Source organism: Paenibacillus sp. GP183, from assembly GCF_900104695.1.
In the GTDB taxonomy this organism is placed as follows: domain Bacteria; phylum Bacillota; class Bacilli; order Paenibacillales; family NBRC-103111; genus Paenibacillus_AI.
The window spans coordinates 5,334,654-5,360,574 of the sequence record NZ_FNSW01000001.1; the positions used below are offsets into that span (position 1 = coordinate 5,334,654).

Consider the following 25,921-nt stretch of genomic DNA (forward strand, 5'->3'; position numbering starts at 1 on the left):
GAGATTTGGAGGCATTTCAATATGTTTAGAGCAAAGGCATATCCAACCAATTATATTCAGGAGCCGGGGATTCTGCAGGAAACTGGTGAATGGGTCCGCAAGTTCGGAACTAAGCCGCTTATCATCGCAGGTCGCACTGCTTGGTCAAAAGCGGGGCCCCAGATTGAGGAAAGCATGAAAAAAGCCGGGTTTGATTATCAATTGGAATTCTTCTCCGGCCATTGCTCGGATGATGAATTCGATCGGCTGCTCTCCAAAGTCGATAATTTAATTGATATTGTCGTTGGCATAGGCGGAGGTCAATGTCTCGATACAGCCAAGTTCGTTGCAAATCGCTTGAACATACCTATTGTTACTGTATCGACTTTGGCGTCTACTTGCGCAGCATCAAGCGCGCTATCGGTTGTTTACACTCCTGAACATGTATTTATGCGAGTGGATGAATATGACCGCTGCCCCGTGCTTGCTTTGGTCGATCCGGATATTATTCGGGATGCACCGGTACGTTATTTGACTGCTGGCATTGGAGACACAATCGTAAAATGGTACGAGGCAATTCCCATCAACACCGGCAAGGTTCAGAATGCAAAAACGATGGCAGGACTCAAAATGGCAGAATTAGCTCGAGATTTATTGATAGAGCACAGCGAGCAAGCGATACGCGATTGTGAAAAAGGGGAAACTGGCGAATCCTTACGTTTTGTGATCGATGCCATTATTCTTGTGGCAGGATTTGTCGGGGGATTTGGCAGGCACACCTGCAGCTCATCCGGCGCACATTCCGTTCATTACGGCATGACGATTATCCCGGATATGAAAGGGGCCTATCATGGAGAGTTGGTTGCCTTCGGACTATTGTGCCAGTTCCAGATGGAAGGAAAACAAATGCAGGAAATTTTGGATATGATCCATTTTTATCGAAAAATTGGATTACCTATTAGCTTGTTTGATCTAGGAATGATGGAGATTCGCGAAGAAGAATTGCGTATAGCTGCTAAGAAAGCGTGCGCTCCAGAGGAAATGATTCATATGCTGCCTTTCCCGATTCTTGAAGAGAAGGTGTATGAAGCTATTCATGAAGCACACCGTTTGGGAGAAAACGTCAAGAAAAATAGCGCTTTTGTTTTATGATGAGTAAAGCCGACACGGTCTAAGACCGGTGTCGGCTTGTTAATTTTTGGAATTATTTCACAGCTCCGGCTGTCATGCCGCTAGCGATTTGACGTTGGAATACGATGTACACGATGAGTACCGGGACGATCGTGAACAGGAGAGCTGCGAACAGTGGACCCCATTCGGTTCTGTACTGCATCTCGGTCTGCAGAACGGCGATGCCTACAGGAAGCGTGTAATGTCCAGGGTCGGTCGTCAACGTAATACCAATGATGTACTCGTTCCAGATGTTCAAGACGTTAATGATCGCTATGGTGACAAGACCGGGTTGGGATAACGGAAGCATCACTCGGAAGAACGTGCCGAAGTGCGAGGCGCCGTCCATGACGGCCGCTTCCTCCAGCTCTTTGGGCAGGGATTTGAAGAAGCCGATTAGCACGAATATACCGAATGCAAGCACACTAGACGCATAAACCAAGACAAGGCCCAATGCCGTATTGACCAGGTGCAAGCTGTTCATAAGGAAGAACAAGGGAATGAGAGCCAGATTAAAAGGCACCATCATGGAGGCGATATAGAGCAGGTATAATGTTTTATTGCCCCTAAACTGGTAGCGCGCGAGCACATAAGCGGTCATCGCAGACATAACGAGACCGAGTACCGTACCGCCTGTTGTGATGATAAGAGAGTTAGCGAAATAGCTGCTGAAATGAAATTTATTCCATACATACGAGAAGTTTGACCAAAGCAGCGGGAACTGCGGCAGTGCCCACGGCATTTTGCTGAAAAATTGACTGTTATTCTTAAGAGCGTCCAGCAGCGTCCAAAGCAGCGGGTAAAGGACAGAAACGCTCCATATGAGCAGTATCAAATAATAAATTCCCTTTAAGATGGGATTGCGAATGCCGAACTTCATAGGACCCCTCCTCCATGTAATACTCTCTCTATTCCTAGCTGACCTCGATGGTTTCATGCCGGAGCAGCCACTGCAGGATTCCCGTCGTGATGAGCGACAGTATGAGAATGAGCACTCCGATAGCGGCACCATAACCGAAGTGGTATTGGCGGAAAGCCATTTGGTACAAATACGAACCCATAACCTGTGTGGAGTTGTCTGGACCGCCTTCAGTCATGATCCATACGATTATGAAGGAACCGTTCAGAGTGGTCATCATAATGTTCAGGATCGATACTTTCAGCTGCTCCCTCACGAGCGGAACCGTAATGCTGCGAAATTGCAACCATTGATTCGCGCCTTCCATACTCGCGGCCTCATAGTAGGACTCAGGAATGTTTTGTATGGCGGCGATTAATAAAATCATATAGAAACCGATACCTGCCCAAATCGCCGGAGGCAGAAGCATCCAGATCGTATGCTTAGGGAAGCCCAGCCACGTGATGTCGACATGACTATTCGTAAAAAGTGACAAAAAAGCGTTGAGAAAGCCGATCTGCGGATTGTAAATAAATGCCCATAAAACTCCTATGACGACAATGGAAATGACGTTCGGAATAAAGAAAATGGAACGAAAAAAGCCTGCCGCTTTGAAGCGAAATCTAGTTAGCGCTACCGCAAAAAATGTGGCAAGCAGCATAATCCCGATAATCTTGCCGATGACGAGAAAATAATCGTTGCCTATAGCTTGATAGATGATCGGATCATGAAACAGCTGTTTGAAGTTGTCCAGCCCGATAAATTTCTTGTGCTGCGACATGCCGGACCAATTAAACAAGGAATTATACAACGCCAGTATGACAGGATATACCGTAAACAAGCAAAAGAATGCGAATGTAGGGATGATAAACGCTGCGATAAACACATTGCGATTCCATCTGGCCGTACCAAAGCCCATTCCTTCTCACCGTCCTTCTTCGTAAAATCACAGAGGAAATTTAAAAAATGGCTTTAAATTTCCTCTGCGCTTCACATCACATTACTTTTGAACCTTTTTTTACTTTTGAACCTTTTTCACCACTTCGACAACCCGTTTTACCCACTCTTCCGGAGTAATCGTGCTGATCGTCAGCGCATCCGTGGCATCTTGCATCGCTTTATCTACGTCGGCATTGAGCGTAATATTCGGAATTACGACCGTGCTCGAATTCGTCAAGTATGAGGCTGCTTCTTTAACGAAGCTAGGCGCCTTGGAGGAGCTGATATCTCCCTTGATATTGGATGGAGCTCCGCTCAGCTCGGCCCATTGGGAAGCTTGCGATTTAGAGAAAATGAATTGCAGGAACGCTTTCGCGGCATCTTTATTCTTGCCATTCTTCGCAATTGCGACGGTCGATGTCGACGTATTGGCCACGACCTTGCCGCCCTTATCTTGCGTAACGGACGGAATGAAGCCGAATTCGAACGAAGCAGGTACATCCTTCGACATTTCGTTAGGCAGCCAAAGACCGTTCGGAATAAAGGCGTCTTTGTGCTGCAGGAACAGCATTTGCGAATCCGTATGATTGATTTGGATGGATGCTTTGTCGATGAAACCTTTGTCACGAAGCTGCACGATTTTATTTAACCCAGCAAGAACGGCAGGGTTTTGGAACGCTTCCAGCTTCGAATCGGCCATATCCTGTAAAATTTTGAAGTCGTTGTTGTTTGCCGAAACGATTGCAGGAAATAGGAAAGCACCGTTGATGTAATACGGATATTTTCCGGTATGAATGAATGGAGTAATACCGGCAGTTTTCAGTTTATCGCTGGCGTCAAGGAAGGAAGGGAAATCTTTGGGAGGCTCCACATTCTTTTCCTTCAGGAACGCTTTGTCATAAAACATGCCCCATGAATTCAGGACGAGAGGAATGTTGTAGATTTTACCGTCATACAGCGGAGGCTGTTGTGCCAGGAGGTCTGTAATTTTGTCCCCGTCGATATTTTTGGCGTCTTTCAACCAAGCGGTCAGATCCTCGAGCTGGCCGTCTGTCACCATCTGGCGGTCGTTCAGGTTCGGACCGTCGATGTAGACGAAGTCAGGCGGGTTTCCGCCGATCCAGCGGGGTTTGTTTTGGTCGTTAATTTTGGGACCTGCGGATTCTTTCACTTTCAAATCAGGGTTTGCCGTCTGGAAATCGGCGATAACCTTCTTCCACCACTTGTCTCCGTATCCGCCGACGAAGTACTGGATTTCGAAGTCTCCAGTCAGTTTTTTGGCAGAGGTCGATGCTGTCGCTGTGCTGGAGCTCGAAGGCGTTGCACTCGCTTGTTTCGTCGGGCTGCTAGTGGATGTGTTCGTCGTCGCAGTTCCGCCGGCACAGGCGGCAAGCGTGAGAACGAGCGAGGAGGCCATACCCACGGTCGCGATTCGTTTGGTGAATAGTTTCATTTCCTTACCCCTCCTAAATAGTTTTTGGTTAACGGCCCAGGGACGATTGTCTACCCCGAGGCTCATCTACATATTAGGGGGAAATGGCTTTAGTCTACATAGAAATTCTTCCAATAATTCTTGATTTATCTCCAATTCATTTCTGACTGCTTCTCGTTTCGGCAAATTGCTGCAATTGGTCAAGGGCTGCCTTTGGCGACAAATGGTCGTACAGCACGGCTTGTCCCATCGTACGGGAAGCATCCATCACCGCGCTCCACACCGGATTATCAATCGGGTAAAACTTGGCATTGCGCAGGTTATCCAGATTGTCTTTGATTACCGAGTCAGACGAGAGCTTGTCTCCGACCGGTTTCGTAACGGGCAGAAATCCTTCACGAAGCGTCATCTGCTCGTAATTCGCGTCATCGTACAAGAAATCGAGAAATCGGGCTATCGCTTCTTTATCCGTATGATCCGTCTTGAACGCAACGAGCACGTCCTGAACGCCGAACGATATCGGAGGCTGACCGTCCTTCACCGGAATCGGTCCTACGCCCCATTTGAGCCCTGGAAATTCCTTCGGTACGACGGATGTGAAGTAATTGCCAGAAATCATCATTCCGAGCTTGCCGTCACCAAGGATGCGTTGTTTCTCGTCGCGTGTCGTCACGGTCGGCTCCGGATCCGTCAATCCCCGATCGAACAAATCCTTCAGGTAAGTAAGCCCTTGCACATTCTCAGGAGAGTTGATCACCCACTTGCCATTCTTGATCCAGCCTCCGCCTGAGCCGAAGAAAAAGTAGGACAAGTAGGCTTGTATTTCATTATCGGATAGATCGACGCCGAATCCGTGCGCCTTGCTGCTGAGCTTGATTACAGAGGCTGCTGCTTCAAGCTCGGACCAAGTTTTGGGAGGCTTCGTCAAGCCGGCGTTATTGAACAGATCTTTGTTGTAATATAAGTTCCGAATAGAGGAGAAATAAGGGATAGCGAACTGTCGGCCCTCCAATTGATCCATATGCATAAAATTCGCGTAAAATTTGCTTTTCAGCTGATCCGAAAGAACCGTATTGAAATCGAGCAGCAGTCCGTCTTTGGCAAAATGGGCATATATATTTGTATTCAGCAGGTCGGGCGGTTGATTTTTACTGATCATAGCCGTGTAGACGCCATCGAGAATGTCCCAGTTTGCAACCTGCAGCTCGACGTGGATAAGCGGATTATTGGCCTCGAATTGTCTGATCAAGTTTTCGAGCATCGGTTTTGTTGCCGTACTGTATTCAGAAGCGACGAACTTAATCAATGCCTTCTTGCTCGGCGTCTGAGCTTGTTCCGGCATGCCCGTTTGACTGCAGGCCGTACACATCGCACAGGTTAATATCACGACGGTTAGAGTCTTCGTCCAACGGGCGCCATGTCCGGTATTGGAAGTAAACCTCAATGAAATATTCATCCTGTTCATCCTTTTCTATGGGTTTTTCGCTATTCCAGCAGTGGAAATAATAGCTTTTGATTTTCCGGTGAGCTCATATTTTGCTTCGTAATGACTGTGGATTTGAGACTGATCTGTCCGCCGGTTTTTTGGCCATTGATTAGCTTTATCGCGGCTTGGACCGCCAGATACCCCAGGTGGAAAGGCTTCTGCACGATGGTAGCGCTCAAGATTCCTTCTTCCAGCAGCTGAATTTCATATATGGAGTTCTCGAAGCCGACCAGTTTGATGCGGTCGGGTTTATTCAATTCCTTTATGGCTTTGGCTGCTCCTAGTGTGGCTGATTCACTGAGGGCGATGAAGCCGTTCAAATCCGTATGGGCAATTAGAAGCGACATGGCAAGCTTATAAGCCGTCTCTTCAGAGCCGCTTGAGTAAAAAGTGCCGTAATTCATGCTGGTGTCCGATGAAAGCACCTTGAGAACCCCTGCCTCTCTTTGGGCAGATACTCCGCTTTCTTGCTTGTCGCCGATAATGGCAAATTTGGGTTGGCCGCTGAGCATATCACTGAGCGTATGGCCCGCTTGAAAGCCCGCATCAGCTTGGTCGAGCGAGATTAGAGGCTGTGTACCGCCGTCCATGTGGCTGTCTGCCAACACAAGCCTAATTCCTGCTTTTCGTATCTTTTGCATCACTGGGGCAAGGCGAACAGCATCCGTAGGCGCGAGCACAATGGCTTGCGGCTTTTCAGAAATCGCGATCTCCAGCAGCTGAATTTGCTTGCTCGTGTCCGTTTCGGATGAAGGACCGCGCAAATCCAGCTTGAGCTCGCTCTGTTTCGCTGCCGCTTTGGCCCCTGCGCTTACCGTTTGCCAGAAGTCAGAGTGAATGTCGCTTGACTTTAACATCACAATAACAGTTTTCTCCTTGCTTGATTGGTTATGGAAGTTACGGTACGCAGAGTATGCCAACAGAGCGGTCGCAAGGACAGCAATCAGCGCAGCCGTCCATAACAGTTTCTTATTCATCAGTGTCACTTCTTTCATCTTTTTGGAACGACAATGGTGACGCGTGTGCCTACTTCCAGCTCGCTTTCGAAATGGACACCATATTCCTGACCGAAGAAAAGCTGAATCCGTTCGTTGACATTAAGCACACCTACGCCGCCTCTTGCTTCACGTTCCTGATGCTTCAAGATACTTTGCAGCTTTTCAGCGGTCATCCCGAGTCCGTTGTCGACTATCTCAAATACGAGGTTGTCGCCTTCTTCCCTTGCAGATATGACAATTAAACCTATTTCAGGCTTGTTCTTAATTCCGTGGTAGATGGCGTTTTCAACGAACGGCTGAAGCAAAAGCTTGAGCGTCTTCACCTGCATAAGCTCTTCCGGCACTTCGATGCGATAATCCAGCTGCTCCTGATACCTCATTTTTTGAATAAGCAGATAATTATCGATATGATCGATTTCCACCTGTAGCGGTACAAGCTCATTTTCCTTTGTGATGCTTGCCCGAAACAGCTTTGCCAGCGCAGAAGTCATCGTGACGACCTCTTCATGCTGCTTTTGCTCAGCCATCCAAATGATGGAATCGAGCGTGTTGTAAAGGAAGTGCGGATTGATTTGTGCCTGCAGCAGGCGCAGCTCCGTCGTGCGCTTCGTTTTCTCCGTTTCGATAATTTGCTGCAGCAGCTTCTTGATCTGTCCGATCATGAGGTTGAACGTGCGGCTCAGTTGACCGATTTCGTCCCGTTGGTTGATTTCGGCAAGGACGTCGAAGTTGCCGCTCTCCACATGCTTCATGTTGCCCTGCAGTTTTTTGATAGGGCGGGAGAGGCTTCGAGCGATCAGGAAGGAGATGACCAGGGTGACGGCTAGTCCAATAATACCGGTAAGCAGGAACGAATTTTGCATCGTGCTGGGATCGGCGATAAGCTCGTCCGTATAAGCGACTCCAACGATTTTCCAGCCGAAATTAGTGTTGTTGATCGTATAGATTCGTTTCCCGTTCTCATCATCCGCGATAAAGCTGCCATTGCCCGCGCTTGTCACACGGTCGATCAGTTCGCTGCGCAGGTGGCCGTAAATGAGCTCCTGCTGCGGGTGATAGACGATGTCGCCATTCTGGTCTACGATGAATACGTAGCCGCGTTTGCCCAGATTGATTTTGCTGCAAATTTCATTGATGACGCTCATGTTTAAGTCGACAAGCAGAATGCCTTCGCCGCGAATACCGTCGGTGCTTTTCAGCTCACGGCTTAGGGAGACCACCCAGCGATATTCATTCTGGATAATATTTTGCACGTGGGGCCTCGAGATGACGGATTTGCCTCCTTCACTCTTCGCTTTCAAGTACCAGGACTGCTCCTCAGGCTTTGTGTAAGGGTTCAGACTCGTGATGCGGCGGTCGGAAACAAACCTGCCGTTATAGCCGAACACCATTATGGATGCGATGTCCTTGCGAGTGTACTGAATCGACTGAAATAAGTCGGAAATACGCTTCTGGTAAGGACGCAGCTCTTCTTCACTGAGAAACGTATTCCTGGAAATGTAATATTTGACGTCTTTATTCGTAAGGGCGAACATGGAGATATTTTCCATCGTATCGACATAGGATTGAATATTCTCGTTCACCTGATTGATAACTTCTCCGACGTACACTTTTGAATTTCTGACAACTGCGTCCTCAGACAATCGATAGCTGATCAGGCTAGTTGATGCGATCGCTAGCAGAATAAGAAGGGAGAAGGCAGTGGAAATATTCGATTGAATGCTCTTGAGAGGAAACAGGGGAAAAGAGGGCTGTCCACGGCTTCTCATGTTGCGATCTCCTTCGTTTGTTTCTCTCTGTATTCTCTTGGCGTTACCCCCGTCACTTTCTTGAACAAGAGACTGAAATAGTTCGGGTCGGCGTATCCAACCTTGGAGGCGATTTCGTAAAACTTGAGTGACGAGTGCTGCAGAAGCGACTTGGCATGCTCAGTACGAACTCTTGTCAAAAACTCCACGAACGTCTCCCCGGTGTACTGCTTGAAGACGAGACTAAAGTAGCTTTTGCTCATCAAAACATGACGGCACAGATCCTGTAAAGACAGCTTCTCGTTGCAGTAATGCCGATGTATATAATCGATTGCCTGAATCATTAATGTATTAGTTACTTGCTGCCGAATTTCCGAAACTGCTGTCATGGCCGCCTGTACGATGTTCTGAAGCCATACTTTAATTTCATCCAATGTCTTGTATTTATATAAATCGGTCAGCACTATTCTCTGGTCGGTACCGAACAGTTCTTGACTGACACCCAGCTCTTGTATCGTATTGAGCAATGAAACAACGACCTTCAAAATCTGCAAATAGCACGAATCTATAGACAAACTGGATCGTTTCAGATCGGCTATGATTTGCTCGATCAATAACTTCGCTTCCTGTTTCGAGCCGATCTTGACCAATGATGCAAGCTGGCGGTCCCAGTCTGCGCTGTAAGTCAGCACATTGGCATCCTGACCTTCGACATCGGAAATGCTGATGACGCGATTTTTACCGAGAAGAAACCGGTAATCGAGAGCGGATAGGGCGCTCTGATAGGAGTGCGGTAGCATACCTGGGGAATCGTACACGCGTCCGATACCGACGGTAACTGTATATTTAAGAAACTTCTCAATATATTGACGAGCCTCCTCGACAATCCGAAAAACTTGATCGTACAGCGCTTCCTCGCCCAGATCACCGGATATGACCGCAACCATCCTCTCCTCTCGAGTGCGGAATATAAACCCGGATTCCCTCACGACGATCTCCTCGAGCAAATTGAATCCGGCGAAGCGAAGCAGCTCCGTGTCGGGTTCGATGGATTCCATTTCCCGCTCGCCGAAATCGTCAATGTCGAAGATGAGCGTTAGAAAACGCGGGCCAAGCGGAGGGAGATTGAAATAGGCAAGGCGCTCTGTCATTTCTCTTTGCGATATCCCGGTTACGACCATACGCTCCAAAAAACGTTCCCGCAGTAGCGGTAAGCTCTGGTTCAACTGATTGTAAAGAAGGTTGAAATCCTCGCGGAGCTGCTGTTCCTCGTCCATCGTTTGTTTTATTTTATTAAGGATCTGACGCGTATCACTAGCTGTAAACGGCTTCAGGATGAAGTCCTCAACCTTGAGCCGAAGGGCACGCTGCGCGTAGTCAAAATCGTCATGGCCTGTCAGTATAACCGTCTTGATAAACGGATAATTAGCTGCCACCTGTTCACACAGCTCAAGACCGTCCATCAAAGGCATGCAGATGTCGGAAAGAATGAGATCCGGTTTGACCTTATCGATCTCATCGAGCGCTTCGCGCCCGTTTTTGTAATCGCCGACGAGCTTGAAGCCGTGTTCCTCCCATTGAATCGTTCTCTTTAACCCTTCACGGACGACTTTCTCGTCATCCACTATAATCAGCTTATACATCCAGTACACCTCACTTGTTGTTTATAGTGAATGCTCATAAATAAAATGTCAATGATATTTGCTAGTTGAAAATAGATTTGTTGAGGCTGTTAATACGGCCTTTTTCAATTGTCTATACGATGATCTCCATCTTTTTCAAATTGATTATTCATAAAATTCCTTGCGACGTTATATATTATTTCATAAATTGTTACTAAACACATGGAATACTTGCAAATATTTTTAGCTTACTGGGTTGAATTCCAGCTTTTTGCGTGTATATAATGGATTTAACAATTAAAAACCCAATTTTTCAAGGAGTGATGATAATTATATGTTAAATAAAATAACATAAAATTGGAATCTGCGAAATTTTGGTAAATGCTGCTTTTCAATGTGGGTACAAAAGTCAGAAAATTAAAAAATTTGGAAAGGTGGGAATGGCAATGAACCATTCAGTTGAGTTGAACAATGTTGCCGTTGAAGTTGATGAGACGCTTTACAATGAGGACCTGGCTCCCGTAAAAAAAGAGAAGCGTGACTGGAACTGGATAAATTACACAACGGTATGGATGGGCATGGTTCATAACATCGTCGCATATGAAACGGCGGGCAGCTTGCTCAGTTTGGGAATGAGTGTTTGGCAAGCTTTGGCAACCGTGGTAGTAGCCAACGTCGTTCTTATTTTGGCCATGTGGTTGAACAGCACTGCTGGTGCGAAATACGGTTTGCCATTCCCTGTATTGATAAGGGCCGCTTTCGGCTTAAGAGGCGCCCACATTCCCGTTTTAATTCGGGCATTCGTAGCCATTTTCTGGTTTGCTGTGCAAACCTACGCCGGCTGCAAGGCGGTAGGGGCTGTTTTAGGGCTCTTGATCCCCGGCTGGAATTCGTTAGAGGCATACAGCTTCATTGGTTTCCACCTGAATGATGCCATTTCCTTTGCTCTTTTTTGGGTCTTGCATGTTTATGTGGTCTCCCACGGGATGAAAAGGGTCAAATTTTTTGAGCTATGGGCAGGTCCGCTGGTCATTGTCTTGGGATTGGCGCTCGTGATTTGGGCCATCTATACAGCCAAAGGACTAGGGCCGCTTTTCTCCGAACCCTCAAAGCTTACAAGCAGTGAGTTCTGGGGCATCTTCTTTTTGTCAGTTACAGGACTGGTCGGTATTTGGTCAACATTGGTGCTAAATATTCCTGACTTCACTCGCTACGCCCGAAGCCAACGGGATCAAGTATTGGGGCAAGCTATCGGATTGCCCGGTACTGCTATCATTTTTGCCCTCATGAGCATTATTATTACGTCGGGTACGATTATCGCTTTCGGCAAGCCGATCTGGGATCCGGTGGAGCTGCTGAAGCAGTTCAACAATCCGATCGTATTGATATTAGGCGCATTTTCTTTACTTGTAGCCACTTTATCAGTCAACGTAGCCGCAAATGTTGTATCTCCTGCCTATGACCTCATCAATCTGATGCCAAAAAAATTAAATTTTGTAAAGGCCAGTGTCATTTCGATGGTGGTTGCCGTATTCTTCGCACCTTGGCTCTGGTTTGACAATGCCGGAACAATTTTTAACGCATTTGGAACCATTGGTGGAACATTAGGACCTGTCGCCGGCATAATGATTGCCGATTTTTATCTGGTTCGGAAGCGTGAGTATGATATAAAAAGCTTTTATACAAGATCAGGAGCTTACAATTATAAAAATGGCTGGAATCCTCAAGGCTATATGGCATTTGCCCTAGGTTTAATCGCGTCCTTCATCGGTTTAATCATTCCTGCGCTCCATTCACTGTATACTTATTCATGGTTTCTTGGAGTAGTTGTCGGATTCATATCATATGCTCTTCTTATGCGCCCCGTGGCACCTGCAACCTCGCAAACTATGGCGCCTTCGTTAACCGAAGCGGGCGAAATCTAAGAATGAGAGGAGTAAAAAAAGCATGTCAAAAAAATGGATTAAAAATGGTATCATAGTGACCTCCTCGGATACGTATCAAGCAGATCTTTTAATAGATGGAGGGGAAATTATCGGCATTGGCAAGATGCCGGACATAGACAATGCTGAAGTGATTGATGCGTCCGGTCTCTATGTTTTCCCTGGGGCGGTTGATGAACACACACATATGTCCATGCCTTTCAACGGAACCGAGAGCATGCCTTGGGAATCTGAGACTGTCGCTGCTGCCGTAGGCGGTACAACCACCATCGTCGATTTTGCGCTGCAAGCGAGAGGAAGCTCACTTACGGATACGATCCGTAAATGGCAAACGAGAGCTGAGGGAAATACAGCGATCGATTACAATCTGCATGTCGCCATTACTGATTTAACGAATGATATCATGGAGGAAATCTCAACGGCCGTCAAGCTGGGCGTATCTACGTTTAAGCTGTTTATGGCCTATAAAGGCGAATTAATGGTCGATGACAGTACGATGTTTCGGATGCTCCAAAAAGCAAAAGAAGTCGGGGCTCTTGTGATGGTGCATGCCGAAAATGGAGATATCATATCTCTTCTTCAACAGCAACTGCTGTCCGAAGGTAAAACGGAACCGTACTATCATGCCGTCAGCCGGCCGATAGACATCGAAACGGAAGCGACACACCGGGCAATTAAGCTTGCCAAAGCAGCTGGCAGCCCTATCTTTATCGTACATGTATCGAGCGGGGAACCTGCAGAAGAGATTCGCAGAGCTCGTGCATCCGGTCAACCGGTGTTTGCTGAAACTTGCCCCCAGTACCTGTTTTTGGATGAATCGTATTTGGCGCTGCCGGACTTTGAAGGAGCCAAGTATGTTTGTTCGCCTCCGCTTAGGGAAAAATCTCAGCATGAGCAATTATGGAATGCCATCACGGATGGCACGCTGCAGGCAATCGGCACGGACCATTGCTCATTTGATTTCAAAAACCAAAAATATTTGGGCCGCAATGATTTTTCAAAAATTCCTAATGGAGGCAACGGTATAGAACATTGGATACCGTTGTTATATACCTACGGGGTAAAGGCCGGTAAAATTTCGTTAAATCGATTCATCGAGCTCATCTCTGCGAATCCTGCCAAATTCATGGGGTTGTATCCCAGAAAGGGAACAATCGCCGTAGGAAGCGATGCCGACCTTGTATTATTTGACCCGAAGGTTGAGCAAACCATTACAGCGTCCAGCCAACTGCAAGGAAGCGACTACAATTTTTATGAAGGATGGCAAGTGCAAGGAGCAGCACGACATGTGTTACTCAGAGGCGAAGTCATTGTGAAGAATGGAACATACGTCGGAAGTCGTACGCAAGGGCAATTTATTCATGCCAAGCCCTTCGGGGCCGCATTCCAGAAGGTCGGCGAATAGATGGAGGTCTTTCCTATATGACGAAAAAGAAAGAAATTATAGTTGCTTATGGCGTTGATGTGGATGCGGTAGCGGGATGGCTTGGATCTTATGGAGGAGAAGATTCCCCGGATGATATAACTCGGGGACTTTTCGCAGGGGAAATTGGAACGCCTCGTTTGCTCAAGCTTTTTGAAAAGTACAATTTAAAAACGACCTGGTTTATCCCTGGCCATTCCATTGAAACTTTTCCCGAGCAAACTAAGATGGTCGTTGAAGGTGGTCATGAAATTGGCATTCACGGCTACTCTCATGAAAATCCCATTGCTATGACCTCGCAGCAAGAAGAAACGGTTCTAATAAAGTGTATTGATTTGATCGAAAAAGTTTCTGGGAGACGTCCAACAGGTTATGTTGCCCCATGGTGGGAGTTTTCGAATATAACCAATGAGCTGCTCTTAAAATATGGGATAAAATACGATCATAGTCTAATGCACAACGATTTCCATCCTTACTATGTCCGCGTCGGCGATAGTTGGACGAATATTGACTATGAACAGTCTGCTGAAGCTTGGATGAAGCCTTTGGTTAGAGGAAAAGAGACACATCTTATTGAGATTCCTGCCAACTGGTATACGGATGATCTCCCGCCCATGATGTTTATTAAAAAATCCCCGAATAGTCATGGCTTCGTGAATCCGCGCGATATTGAACAAATGTGGAAGGATCAGTTTGATTGGGTTTATCGTGAATATGATTATGCGGTGTTTACGATAACCATTCATCCGGATGTCAGCGGCAGGCCGCAAGTGCTTCTCATGCATGAACGCTTGATAGAGTATATCAATAGTCACGAGGGTGTTCGTTGGGCAACTTTTGATGAGATCGCCGATGATTTTGCCCATAGAAGTCCCTTTCAGCCCGAATAATGAAAAAGCAGTTGAATAAATATAAAATATAGCGCAATCACTGAGAAGATGTTCCGGAAAGAGGTAATGTCCTTGGAAAACACGGAGACTAAGACAGTGAAGGAAGAATTGTTGGAAAAAGACCGTAAATATGTCTGGCATCATATGTCCCCGCATAATGACAATCCAACCATATTTGTCTCTGGTGAAGGCAGCTGGATTACGGATGTGGACGGCAAGAGGTATTTGGATGGGATGTCAGGCCTATGGTGTGTAAATGTAGGCCACGGCCGTACGGAAATAGCCGAGAAGGCTTACGAGCAGATGAAGACGCTAGCCTATTCGCTCCCGACACAATCGAACGAACCAGCTATCAGGCTTGCGGAGAAAATCAACGAATGGCTGGACGGCGAGTATCGTATATTTTTCTCCAATTCCGGTTCGGAAGCGAATGAAGTCGCTTTTAAAATCGTCAGGCAGTATTATCACCAGAAAGGTGAATCGACGCGTTATAAGTTCATTTCCAGGCATCGGGCTTATCATGGAAATTCGATGGGGGCACTTGGAGCAACCGGACAAGCAAGCCGAAAGGTAAAATATGAACCGCTGGGTACTGGTTTCGTACATGTACCTCCTCCTTATTGTTACCGCTGTCCCTTTGGGCAAACACTAGGAAGCTGTGCGTTTGAATGCGCCCAAATATATGAGGAGGTCATCAATTGGGAAGGTGCGGAATCGGTTGCGGGTGTCATTCTTGAGCCGGTGATTACCGGTGGAGGCATGATTGTTCCGCCGCCTGAATATCTCTCGATGGTTCGCGACATTTGCGATAAGTACGGAGTCATGCTGATCGTCGATGAAGTGATATGCGGAGCCGGGAGATCCGGACAACGGTTCGGCCATCAAAATTTCGGCGTCAAGCCAGATGTTGTGACAATGGCCAAAGGCTTGACCAGCGCTTATTCGCCGCTATCGGCGACTGCGGTTCGTGCAGAAATGTATGAAAGCTTCAAGGAGAAGGAAGCCACCTCCCATTTCCGGCACATCAACACATTCGCCGGCAATCCGGTATCCTGTGCAGTGGGACTGGAGAATATGAACATTTTGGAGCGTGAGGATTTGGTTCAGCGTTCCGCTTCACTGGGTGAAGGGCTGCGTAAACGGTTTGAGGTTCTATCCGAACATCCGAACATTGGAGAAATTCGTTATTTTGGCTCGGCTTGCGGGATTGAGATGGTAGAAGATAGAGCGACAAAGGTGCCTGCAGCAGCAGAAAAAGTGTTGAGAATCATTCAGCTCTGCAAGCAAAAAGGACTCATAATCGGAAGGAATGGGGATACGGTTCCCGGCTTCGCCAATGTTTTGACGTTAGCGCCTCCTTTTGTCACGACAGACAGTGAGCTTGATTTTATTGCCGAAGTGCTTGGGCAAGCCTTTGCCGAGTTGTAAACAAATCTTGATGACCAAAGCCTGTGACCGTTCCGGGGCCATGGGCCTTTTTTGTTTTCTCAATACATTAAGCGAAAAGGAGCTGACAGATATGAATTCGTTATCTGTTTCTATCAATAGCACACGTTTACAAGAACGCATTCAGACGCTTTCACAGATCGGGCGCATCGGCGAAACGGGTGTTTGCCGCCTTGCGCTCTCCAAGGAAGATTATGAAGGTGTGATGCTGGTCAAATCGTGGATGGAAGAGATTGGTCTTAAGGCTAAATTGGATGATTTCGGCAATTTAATCGGACGATGGGAAGGAAGCCATCCGGAGGCGCCGGTCCTTATGCTCGGTTCCCACATTGATTCTCAGCCTTACGGCGGCAGATTTGACGGTGCTATTGGCGTTCTTGGAGCAATCGAAGCGGTTCAAACCTTGATGGAACAGAAGATAACTCCAGCAATACCCATAGAAGTTATTGCTTTCTGTGATGAGGAGGGAAGCCGATTTAACAAAGGCTTATTCGGTTCAAGAGGCATAATCGGGAAGCTGGAGGAGGGGGAGCTGGAGCGTGCTGATAAAAACGGTATTACCCGCAGGCAAGCACTATTGGATTTCGGATGCGATCCGGAGCGATTCGAAAGCTCTCGCTATCCAGAAGGCGGTATAGCCGCTTACCTTGAACTGCATATTGAGCAAGGTCCCGTTCTTGAAGCAAAAGGTTCGCCAATCGGCATTGTTACCGGCATCTCGGGGCCTTTATGGCTGACTGTAGAAATGACGGGAGTTGCGGGTCATACGGGGTCTGTTCCGATGAATATGCGCCAGGATGCGCTCGTCGGAGCCGCCAAAGTCATCATCGCGCTGAACGAATTAGCCCGAAGCGAGCCGGGCGCTCCCACTGTCGGAACTGTTGGTTCATTGTCGGTTTTCCCTGATTCAATCAACATCATTCCGGAGAAAGTCAGCTTCACGGTTGATCTGCGCGATATCGATTTGAACCGTCGCCATCGTCTGGAGAAGCGGCTAATGAAGGCTTTGGCGGACACATCTGAAGAACATGGCCTCAGCTATACGGTTAGAGAAGATACAAACAGTGAGCCGCGCTACTGCGCCGATTGGATAAAAGAGATTATGAGAGACAAGGCCTCTTCTTTGGGAATACCCGTTCCGGAGCTGATGAGCGGTCCTTTTCACGATGCGCTCGTGATGTCTTACGTGTGCGATTACGGGATGATTTTCGTTCGAAGCCGGGACGGCATCAGTCACAATCCCAAAGAATACTCATCTATAGAGGATATTTCACTAGGAACTGATCTTTTATATCAAACCGTTAGTCAGCTCTTATCCGAAACGCAATGGGAGGGAGCCCATGAGTAACGTTAGCATTGGCTTGATCCAGGCCAAACACGAAGTACATGGCGATGAACCCATTGAGGTGCATAAACAGGCCGCTATAGAAAAGCATCTCAGGCTCGTTCGGGAAGCAGCGAGTAAAGGGGCGCAAATTATCGGCTTGCAGGAAATTTTTTACGGGCCTTATTTCTGCACCGAGCAGAAGACTAAATGGTATGACGCTGCAGAAGAAATTCCTAACGGTCCTACGACCCAGCTGTTTCAGGAGCTCGCTCGCGAGCTCGGTATCGTCATCATCTTGCCTATTTATGAAAAAGAAGGCATCGCCTCATATTACAATACGGCAGCTGTGATCGATGCCGATGGAAGCTATCTCGGGAAATACCGGAAGCATCATATTCCCCAGGTGGCGGCAGGTAATGAAGGCTGTGGATTTTGGGAGAAGTATTATTTCAAACCGGGAAATATGGGGTATCCAGTATTTGACACGGCGTTTGCCAAGGTTGGGGTATACATTTGCTACGATCGGCATTTTCCTGAAGGTGCAAGAGTGCTCGGTCTGGGCGGGGCGGAAATTGTTTTCAATCCGTCGGCGACGGTAGCGGGTACTTCGGAATATTTGTGGAAGCTGGAGCAGCCGGGGCATGCCGTCGCCAACGGATATTATGTTGCTGCGATCAACCGCGTCGGGGTCGAGGCGCCTTGGAATATGGGCGAGTTTTACGGCCAATCGTACCTGGTCAATCCGCGGGGTTCGATTGTGGCGATCGGGAGCCGTGACCAAGATGAAGTCATCCTAGGCAGTATGGATAGTAAGCTCATCCGCGAGGTCCGCGACATCTGGCAGTTTTATCGTGACCGACGGCCTGAGACGTATAAACAGCTCACTGGCTTGTAGTCGTCGATTTGGCAGGATCAACTACAAACGAGGAGGATGAAGATGAGCAGCTCATTTATATCCATCGAAGAAATGAAACGAAATTTTGCTGAAATCAAGCCTGGTCTGAGACCGAAAGAAGCGCAGGAAGAGTCGAATCGCTGCTTATATTGCTACGATGCGCCTTGTATCACTGCTTGTCCTACAGGAATCAACATTCCCTCGTTTATCAAAAGTATTGCCACCGATAATATCAAGGGAGCTGCAAGAACGATCATGGATGCCAATCCGATGGGCGCGAGCTGTTCGCGCGTTTGTCCAACGGTTGAGCTTTGTGAAGGAGCTTGCGTGCTGAACCATGTTTCGAAACCGATCATGATCGGTGATTTGCAGCGGTATGCTACGGATTGGGCAATCCGCAACGAGCAGCTGCTCTTTAAAGCCGGCGCCAGAAACGGCAAAACAGTTGCGGTTATCGGCGGGGGACCAGCAGGTCTATCGGCGGCGCGTGAGCTCGCCAGATTCGGCTTTGAGGTTACAATCTTTGATGCAAAGCCGCTAGCCGGAGGGTTGAATACGTTTGGAATCGTATCGTTCCGACTGCCACAGGAGGTCGCACTTTGGGAAGTGGAACAGGTCAGAAAGCTTGGCGTCGATATTCGTACGGGCGTGAAGATCGGAGAGGATATCTCCGCGCAAGAACTGCTGGAGAAACACGATGCCGTCGTGCTGGCTGTCGGAATGTCCCGCGTGCCAATGCTCGGGATTGAGGGAGAAGAGCTTAACGGAGTTTATGATGCGATTGATCTCGTTGAGTCGACGAAAACCGGCATGACCGGCGAACTGGCCGGAAAACGGGTCGCCATAATCGGGGCAGGGAACACGGCGATAGATGCCGCAACCTGTTCAGTAAGACTTGGCTCGCAAAATGTGAAAATGCTTTACCGGAGAACTCGGGACGAAATGACCGCATATGACTTTGAATACGAGTTTGCCAAGCAGGATGGGGTCGAATTCCGCTGGCTTACCGCGCCGAGACGGATTATCGGCAATGCTGAAGGCCGTGTCATCGGCCTGGAATGCGTACGCATGAGACTTGAGGAATCGACGGCCGGGCGTCCAAAGCCGGTTGCCATTGAAGGCTCCGAGTATACGTTGGAGGTGGAGGCTGTCGTTAAAGCGATCGGGCAAACGCGTCATTTGGATCTGATCGATTCGCTGCAGATTGAGCACCACAGAGGTGTAGTCAAGATAGATTCAGAAACGTTCCAAACCTCGAATCCACAAATTTATGCTGCTGGAGACGTAATATTCGGTGATGGACAAGGTGAAGCGATGGTCGTTTCGGCGGCCCAGCAGGGCAAGCTTGCGGCCTATGCCATCTACAAACAATTGGTTCAGGCAATAAGTGAAACGGCATAAAGATCTATGTTTGATATTATCTAAGTGCAGGGGGAATCCTTATGGCTGACTTGCGCATTAATTTAGCTGGCATCACTGCTCCGAACCCTTTTTGGCTTGCATCAGCACCTCCCACTAATACAGGATATCAAGTACAGCGTGCCTTTGAGGCCGGTTGGGGAGGAGCCGTTTGGAAAACGCTCGGCGACCCGATTATCAATACGTCTTCCCGTTTTGCTGCCATTCATTTTAACGGCCAGCGTGTGGCTGGATTTAACAATATTGAGCTGATCACGGATCGGCCGCTTGAGGTCAATCTGAAAGAAATCTATGAAACCAAAAAACTGTTCCCTCACCATGCCTTGGTTATTTCCCTTATGGTTGAACCCAAACGGGAAAAATGGCATGAAATTGTAAAGAAAGTGGAAGCTGTCGGCGTAGACGGGCTGGAGCTGAATTTCGGCTGTCCGCATGGCATGGCTGAGCGTGGGATGGGCTCGGCCTCCGGTCAGCAGCCGGATTTGGTGGAAGCCCAGACGATGTGGGCCAAAGAGGTAGCGACCACACCGGTCATTGTCAAATTAACGCCTAACATCACGGACATTACCGCAACGGCCAGAGCTGCTGTCAGAGGCGGAGCAGACGCGATTTCGCTGATTAATACGATCAATTCGTTGGCCGGTGTCGATATAGACACTTGGAACACAATCCCGCATGTAGCCGGAAAAGGGGCGCACGGCGGTTACTGCGGTCCTGCCGTGAAACCGATTGCGCTGAACATGGTTGCCGAATGTGCCAGAGATCCGCTTGTGGGCGTTCCAATTTCCGGGATCGGCGGAATATCCAACTGGAAGGATGCTGTCGAGTTTATGTTGATGGGCTCGGCTGGCGTGCAAATTTGTACGGCGGCGATGCACCATGGCTTTCGAATCGTTGAAGAAATGATCTCCGGTTTGAATGATTATCTTGACGAAAAAGGCATAGCGAGTGTGAATGAACTGGTTGGCCGCTCCGTGGAACGATACACCAATTGGGGAGATTTGGATCTGAACTATAAAGTCGTGGCCCGTATCAATACCGATACCTGCATTAACTGCAACAAATGCCATATTGCCTGCGAGGATACGGCGCACCAATGCATAGAGCAGAAAACCGATGCGAACGGAAGGTCTTATCTTGAGGTAAGGGAAGAGGATTGTGTCGGCTGCAACCTCTGTTCGATCGTCTGTCCGGTAGATGGCGTGATCGACATGGTGGAGCTGCCTTCCACGGAAATGCCGCTAACCTGGAACCAGCGACAGCAGGCTCTGGCTAAGCTAGGAGTTAGCACGAATTCCAGCTCGAAAGAGGCTGTGTCATGATGGCCAAGCTCATGGAGAAGGGAGCAGATATGCATGTCTTTTTATAGTGATGTGCTGGAAGAAAAGAACAAACTCGATCACTGTTTGCAACAAGGCTTCGTCATCCATGCAGTAAGAGAAGACTTAAGCGGGGCATGGTTAGAGCTTAAGACTTCCGATGATACTCAAGTCACCCTGCACATCCTTACAGCGGAGGCACGGATTCATCTTTCGAACCAACTGCTGAAGCAAATGCGAAATGCTTAAATCAAGTGTTAGATGGTCGTCTCACAACAGGAATGTTAAAGTTGTTAAGTAAAATTCACATCAAGAAACCAAAAATAGCAAGTTGTCACTCACTTTGGGAAGATCAGTTTGAATAACGCCATGGCAGACTTCCATCTCGATCTTCTTAAATGCTGTTGAACATAACGATAATCGGTCAATGTTACCTTGGCATCGCGAAGCGCGTAGGTAAAATCCTCATCCAGCATCAGCTTGTATTCCCAAACCCTTTTCTCCCAGGAAGGAATTAATCTTTGCATCGTTTCATCCTCCATGCCTGGATGGATATAAGTCTCGGTTACACCCTCCGGAAGATCGTAAATCTTTTCTATCAGCGATAGTTTGAAGCTGCGGTACGTTTCGCCCTCTTCGATGTAATAAGGATGAGACAGCAGATAGTCGGGTATGCCGACTCCGAGTATATCCGCGAGCACCACTACTTTCTCGAGAGCTTCTTTCGCATTAGTAAGAGACTCGAGAAACTTATCCTTATATATGTAGCGGAAAAGCCGAAACGGCAGTCCCCTCATCGAGCACTGCCAAAGTACGAAGGGAAGGTAACTGCGTCCCGTTGCGATTCCATAAAGACTGCCCATATGATTATCAACATGGGTAAGGTGGAGACCGGCTTGTTTCGCAGCTTGAAACTGGGCCAGTATTTCCGATTTTACCGATCTGGGATCAGCTTTCTTCTCGAAATCGAGGACGGTCATATGCATATATCCGCTCTCATCATGAAGTGACGAATGTCCGGTCAAGCTCTTCCAACGAAAGCCGGCAAATTCACTGGTTAGGGTGAGATGAAGGCCAATGTTCACGATTCCTTTACGCCGCACCCAAGCGGTAGCTTCTTGAAAAGCAGGGGCAGGCGGCATGATCGTTGCTGAAGATACCTTGCCTTCTTCAAGCAAATGCATGATAGCCTTGTTAGCCGCGTGGCTTTGCCCAAAGTCATCGCAATTCATGATCAGATATTTATCCATGATGTTCCACTCCGGAATCGCTCATCATATCGTTGGTTACATGATTTTCATTCGAAACCTTCTTGAGAAAGAGCGAGATGAGGAAGGAAATCAGCAGCAGGCAGAATGGCACCGCACTGATCAAGTATTTGAAGGTGGCTTCCGGATTAGAGCCCGGATGTTCTCCGCTGACATAGCCAAATATCATGCCGACAATCCAGAAAGCCAGAGCGGAGATAAGTCCGCTGGACCGTGTGATAAATCCGGCGACGGCTGTGTATATACCTTCCCTTCTGCGCCCTGTTTTCTGAGCATCGAGATCAATGATTTGCCCGCTCAGCACTGCAGGTGTAACGAGGAAACCTGATAAGCCGAAACCGGCCATGACTCCTGCCGCGATGCCGCTGCCAAGTCCCTGGGCAAACCATAAGGGTACAACCGACAGGCTGTAGACAGCCAGTGCAAGACGCCAACTTGTAACACCGCCGAGTTTTCGTACGATCAAATACCAAACCGCAACAAGCGGAATCACCGATACGAAAATGGATGCAAGCAGGAGTGAAACCTGGGTCTCCGGAATCTTCAACACGTATTTGGCATAGAACGGTATCATGGAGCTTAGCAAACCATTCACAGTTTGAGCAAAAGAGTTGGCAATGTTAAAAATCCAGAATTGCTTGTTCTTTAGCGTTTCCCGGAATGCCTCTATAATCCCAAGCGGTACTTCCTGCTGTGCTTCTTCCTTTTCCTTTACATGGGCCATACATATCCACATAAATACGGCAAAGACCAGCGCATAAATAAGCGCCATATTTCGGTATCCGTAAGCGGCAAATATGATCGGAGTCAGTGCAGAGCCAATGAGAATCGCCACAATTTGAAAACCTTGTTGGACCGCTGACGCCTTGGCGCGGATTCTGTCCCCCCTGAATAACTCCGGAAATAGTGCTCCGTAATTCACCCATAGAACAGTAGTTACAGTCTCAAAAAGAATTAGCGCAGTAAGAAACCAAATGAAGAGATTATTGCCTTCCATGCCCTCAGGCACGGCAAACACCATAATAAACGTCAAGATAAACAGCGGCATTGCGGCATAGATCCAAGGCTTGCGCCTTCCCCATCGTGTCCTTGTATTATCGGACAAATAACCGAAGATGGGCTGGTCTACAGCATCCCAAATCAAATAAATGGTCCGGGCAAGAGTGGCGAGACCGACTCCAAGTCCTAGCTTTTCCACATAATAATAGCTGTAGAACGCACTGAACGCCTGCACGGGTATCATCATGGCCAGCATCCCGAGTGCATAGGTTAGCGGGGAATTCAGAAGCTTTTTTGTCATTTGATCTTCTTCCTCCACACAGCATTTCTTCCCGCAACCACATGTTTTGTGCGATTATTGAAAGCGCTGTCAAATTATAAAAAACGCAGTTAATTAATGTATATATTTGTTAGTCCAACATCAGTATACATTGAATTGAAAAAATGCCCCACAACAAATATTATTTGTGCATTGTTTATACTTTTTTTAGAATTGATTTAGAGATGTTTTAGACATAATGGTTATGATGAAATTTAGAAGGAGATTTGCCATGTCCATCAAAATGAGATTACTGCTTTCCTATATTGCCATGACCATCATTCCAGTCGTCTTATTCGCTCTGATCGCCGCAACGCTGGCTTCTGTGTTTTTTAAAAATGCGGGAACCGGCAGCGTGAATGGAATGCCGGCTATTTGGGATTCTACCAACCAACGCAATGAACTTATTGCCGGTGTCAAATTTATGGCACGAACGGATCCCGACCGTTTCACTGACAGCGGTTTTTTGAAAAATACGGATGAGGAATTGAACCTACTGCAAGCAGGACTCGTTGTCATGCGAAGTGAAAGGATGAGCTTCGTTTCACCTTTTGTGGACAGCCCGGATCTTAATAAACAGCTTCAAGGGTTACCAACAGGATCGGATTCATATCCTTGGGGCAAAAAAGTGGGCGGCCGTTTTACGGTTGCAAAGTACGATATCTCGTTCAGCGATCACAGTGCCGGAACAGTCTATGTGCTCTCCGATATGAATCTGATGATCGATAACGCAAAAAAGTTTTTTCCACTGCTTGTGCTGTGCCTGCTTGTTGTGACTGGGCTAACCAATGGAATCTTGACCTTCTTGGTTTCCCGCAGCATCATTAAACCTTTGTACAGATTGAAACACGCTGCCGAACAAATTAAAGAGGGAAATCTGGATCATGAAGTAAATTTGATACGAAAAGATGAAATTGGAAAGTTGAGCGGGGCATTTGAAGAAATGAGGGTCCGTTTGAAGGAATCGATCCAGCTTCAATTGCAGTACGAAGAAAACCGCAAAGAACTGATCTCCAACATTTCTCACGACCTGAAAACGCCGATTACCGGGATTAAAGCTTGCGTCGAAGGCATTCAAGACGGCATCGCGGATACCGGTCCAAAGCAGGAAAAATATATGAGTATGATCGCAAAAAAAACGGAAGAAATGGATCGTTTAATCGACGAATTGTTTCTGTTTTCCAAGCTTGATTTGAATCGGTTGCCTTTTAACCTTGAACCGATGGATCTTGAGGCATATTTGCGCGATTTTGTCGAAGAATTGCGCCTCGATCCGCGTATGGCGGGGGTTTCGGTTGCGTTCTCCTTTTTCGGAGACCGACCGGTTAGCGTCACAGCCGACCGTGAAAAGCTGGGCAGAGTGATCATGAACATTATCGAAAATAGTTTAAAATATATGAACAAAGCGACAAAAGAAATCAGGATTGATTTATTTGACGGAAACAATGAAGCGACTGTAGAAATACAAGACAACGGATCAGGCATCGAAGACGCGGCACTGCCGCATATTTTTAACCGCTTTTATCGGGCGGATCCGTCGAGAAACAAGGCTTTGGGGGGCAGTGGACTAGGACTTGCCATTGTCAAACAAATCATAGAAGGGCAAGGTGGGAATGTGTGGGCAGAGAGCACATTGGGGGAAGGCACCAGTATTTATTTTACACTTAGAAAGACAAAACATGGCGGTGAGCTGTTATGAAGCGAATTTTGATCATCGAGGACGAGGAAGTCATTGTGGAAGTGGAAAAAGATTATTTGGAAGCAAGCGGCTTGGCGGTAGAGGTCGCGATAAGCGGTGACATCGGCCTCAAGAAAGCACTTGAAGAGGACTATGATCTGATCATTCTCGATCTCATGCTGCCGAAAACGGACGGGTTCGAAATATGCAGGCAAGTCCGTCTGTTGAAAAACGTTCCGATCCTGATGGTTTCCGCCAAAAAGGAAGACATCGACAAAATACGGGGTCTTGGACTCGGTGCGGACGATTATATGACCAAGCCGTTTAGCGTGGGGGAGCTGGTCGCCAGGGTCAAAGCGCACCTCGCCCGTTACGACCGATTAATGACAGATAATCGGATAAGGCAAAAAGATGAGATCCGAATACGCGGCATTCACATTGACAAAATATCCCGGAAGGTGTCCGTGAATGAAATAGAAGTATCGTTTACTTCCAAGGAGTATGACCTGCTGTTGTTTCTAGCCGTCCATCCGAACCGGGTGTTCAGCAAAGATGAATTGTTCGAGAAAATCTGGGGGTTGGATTCTTTAGGCGACAACGCCACTGTGACCGTTTTTATAAGCAAGCTGAGGGAAAAAATAGAAGCCGATCCCTCCAAGCCGCAATATATTGAAACGATTTGGGGCGTTGGGTACCGCTTAAATTTTTAGATGCATCGTACAA

21 protein-coding genes are annotated in these 25,921 nt (G+C 47.6%); 12 read left to right on the forward strand and 9 right to left on the reverse strand.

What is annotated here, in order from left to right; genetic code table 11:
* Window positions 1-21 precede the first annotated feature (21 nt).
* Window positions 22-1,131 (forward strand): iron-containing alcohol dehydrogenase family protein, encoded by a 1,110-nt coding sequence (locus BLV33_RS26210; RefSeq protein WP_171909316.1) that lies wholly within the window; start codon window positions 22-24, stop codon window positions 1,129-1,131.
* Window positions 1,132-1,183: 52 nt separating this feature from the next.
* Here the strand turns inward: BLV33_RS26210 and BLV33_RS26215 are convergent, their stop codons facing one another.
* The 7 genes from BLV33_RS26215 to BLV33_RS26245 form a co-directional block, all read right to left on the reverse strand.
* Window positions 1,184-2,029 (reverse strand): carbohydrate ABC transporter permease, encoded by an 846-nt coding sequence (locus BLV33_RS26215; protein ID WP_090798427.1) that lies wholly within the window; start codon window positions 2,027-2,029, stop codon window positions 1,184-1,186.
* A 34-nt stretch (window positions 2,030-2,063) separates the two neighbouring features.
* Complete coding sequence (locus BLV33_RS26220) at window positions 2,064-2,966, reverse strand: carbohydrate ABC transporter permease (RefSeq protein WP_090798428.1); 903 nt, start codon at window positions 2,964-2,966, stop codon at window positions 2,064-2,066.
* Window positions 2,967-3,065: 99 nt separating this feature from the next.
* Entirely contained in the window at window positions 3,066-4,439 is a 1,374-nt protein-coding gene (locus tag BLV33_RS26225) for an ABC transporter substrate-binding protein (protein ID WP_090798430.1), read from the reverse strand.
* 136 nt (window positions 4,440-4,575) lie between these two features.
* Window positions 4,576-5,874 carry an extracellular solute-binding protein gene (locus BLV33_RS26230; RefSeq protein WP_171909317.1) on the reverse strand — a complete coding sequence of 433 codons (1,299 nt, stop codon included), beginning with the start codon at window positions 5,872-5,874 and terminating at the stop codon, window positions 4,576-4,578.
* Window positions 5,875-5,903: 29 nt separating this feature from the next.
* Window positions 5,904-6,881, reverse strand: a complete 978-nt coding sequence (locus tag BLV33_RS26235) for a substrate-binding domain-containing protein (RefSeq protein ID WP_171909318.1) — start codon at window positions 6,879-6,881, stop codon at window positions 5,904-5,906.
* Window positions 6,882-6,895: 14 nt separating this feature from the next.
* Window positions 6,896-8,671 (reverse strand): cache domain-containing sensor histidine kinase, encoded by a 1,776-nt coding sequence (locus BLV33_RS26240; RefSeq protein ID WP_090798436.1) that lies wholly within the window; start codon window positions 8,669-8,671, stop codon window positions 6,896-6,898.
* Window positions 8,668-10,293, reverse strand: coding sequence for a response regulator (locus BLV33_RS26245; protein WP_090798438.1), 1,626 nt, complete (start codon window positions 10,291-10,293; stop codon window positions 8,668-8,670). Before BLV33_RS26245 ends, BLV33_RS26240 begins: the two co-directional genes overlap by 4 nt.
* A 425-nt stretch (window positions 10,294-10,718) precedes the next feature.
* Here BLV33_RS26245 and BLV33_RS26250 point away from each other — a divergent pair, with 425 nt between their 5' ends.
* The 9 genes from BLV33_RS26250 to BLV33_RS26290 all read left to right on the forward strand — a co-directional run bounded on the left by BLV33_RS26250 (window position 10,719) and on the right by BLV33_RS26290 (window position 21,183).
* On the forward strand, window positions 10,719-12,197 hold the full coding sequence (locus BLV33_RS26250) for an NCS1 family nucleobase:cation symporter-1 (protein ID WP_090798440.1): 1,479 nt from the start codon (window positions 10,719-10,721) through the stop codon (window positions 12,195-12,197).
* A gap of 22 nt (window positions 12,198-12,219) precedes the next feature.
* Window positions 12,220-13,620: a dihydropyrimidinase gene (hydA, locus tag BLV33_RS26255; protein ID WP_090798442.1), complete on the forward strand. Its 1,401-nt coding sequence runs from the start codon at window positions 12,220-12,222 to the stop codon at window positions 13,618-13,620.
* A 17-nt stretch (window positions 13,621-13,637) separates the two neighbouring features.
* Window positions 13,638-14,528 carry a polysaccharide deacetylase family protein gene (locus tag BLV33_RS26260; protein WP_090798443.1) on the forward strand — a complete coding sequence of 297 codons (891 nt, stop codon included), beginning with the start codon at window positions 13,638-13,640 and terminating at the stop codon, window positions 14,526-14,528.
* Between the two features lie 66 nt (window positions 14,529-14,594).
* Complete coding sequence (locus BLV33_RS26265) at window positions 14,595-15,956, forward strand: aspartate aminotransferase family protein (RefSeq protein ID WP_090798444.1); 1,362 nt, start codon at window positions 14,595-14,597, stop codon at window positions 15,954-15,956.
* A gap of 91 nt (window positions 15,957-16,047) precedes the next feature.
* On the forward strand, window positions 16,048-17,322 hold the full coding sequence (locus BLV33_RS26270; RefSeq protein ID WP_090798446.1) for a M20 family metallo-hydrolase: 1,275 nt from the start codon (window positions 16,048-16,050) through the stop codon (window positions 17,320-17,322).
* Window positions 17,315-18,196 carry a nitrilase-related carbon-nitrogen hydrolase gene (locus tag BLV33_RS26275; protein WP_090798448.1) on the forward strand — a complete coding sequence of 294 codons (882 nt, stop codon included), beginning with the start codon at window positions 17,315-17,317 and terminating at the stop codon, window positions 18,194-18,196. Before BLV33_RS26270 ends, BLV33_RS26275 begins: the two co-directional genes overlap by 8 nt.
* Window positions 18,197-18,238: 42 nt before the next feature.
* Window positions 18,239-19,597: an NAD(P)-dependent oxidoreductase gene (locus BLV33_RS26280; RefSeq protein WP_090798450.1), complete on the forward strand. Its 1,359-nt coding sequence runs from the start codon at window positions 18,239-18,241 to the stop codon at window positions 19,595-19,597.
* A gap of 41 nt (window positions 19,598-19,638) precedes the next feature.
* A complete protein-coding gene (gene preA / locus BLV33_RS26285; RefSeq protein ID WP_090798452.1) occupies window positions 19,639-20,937 on the forward strand; it encodes an NAD-dependent dihydropyrimidine dehydrogenase subunit PreA in 1,299 nt (432 codons plus the stop codon).
* A gap of 33 nt (window positions 20,938-20,970) precedes the next feature.
* On the forward strand, window positions 20,971-21,183 hold the full coding sequence (locus tag BLV33_RS26290; protein ID WP_090798454.1) for a hypothetical protein: 213 nt from the start codon (window positions 20,971-20,973) through the stop codon (window positions 21,181-21,183).
* Window positions 21,184-21,272: 89 nt separating this feature from the next.
* On the opposite strand, the gene BLV33_RS26295 is transcribed toward BLV33_RS26290, so the two are convergent.
* Both BLV33_RS26295 and BLV33_RS26300 read right to left on the reverse strand, forming a co-directional pair.
* Window positions 21,273-22,184, reverse strand: coding sequence for a polysaccharide deacetylase family protein (locus tag BLV33_RS26295; RefSeq protein ID WP_090798456.1), 912 nt, complete (start codon window positions 22,182-22,184; stop codon window positions 21,273-21,275).
* Window positions 22,177-23,502, reverse strand: a complete 1,326-nt coding sequence (locus tag BLV33_RS26300; RefSeq protein WP_090799228.1) for an MFS transporter — start codon at window positions 23,500-23,502, stop codon at window positions 22,177-22,179. Before BLV33_RS26300 ends, BLV33_RS26295 begins: the two co-directional genes overlap by 8 nt.
* A 250-nt stretch (window positions 23,503-23,752) precedes the next feature.
* Between BLV33_RS26300 and BLV33_RS26305 the strand changes: the two genes are divergently transcribed.
* Together BLV33_RS26305 and BLV33_RS26310 are read left to right on the forward strand one after the other, a co-directional pair.
* The gene (locus BLV33_RS26305) at window positions 23,753-25,219 is read left to right on the forward strand and encodes a sensor histidine kinase (protein WP_090798458.1); all 1,467 of its coding nucleotides are present in this window, start codon (window positions 23,753-23,755) and stop codon (window positions 25,217-25,219) included.
* Window positions 25,216-25,908, forward strand: coding sequence for a response regulator transcription factor (locus tag BLV33_RS26310; RefSeq protein ID WP_090798460.1), 693 nt, complete (start codon window positions 25,216-25,218; stop codon window positions 25,906-25,908). The genes BLV33_RS26305 and BLV33_RS26310 overlap by 4 nt, the downstream gene beginning before the upstream one ends.
* Window positions 25,909-25,921: the final 13 nt, after the last annotated feature.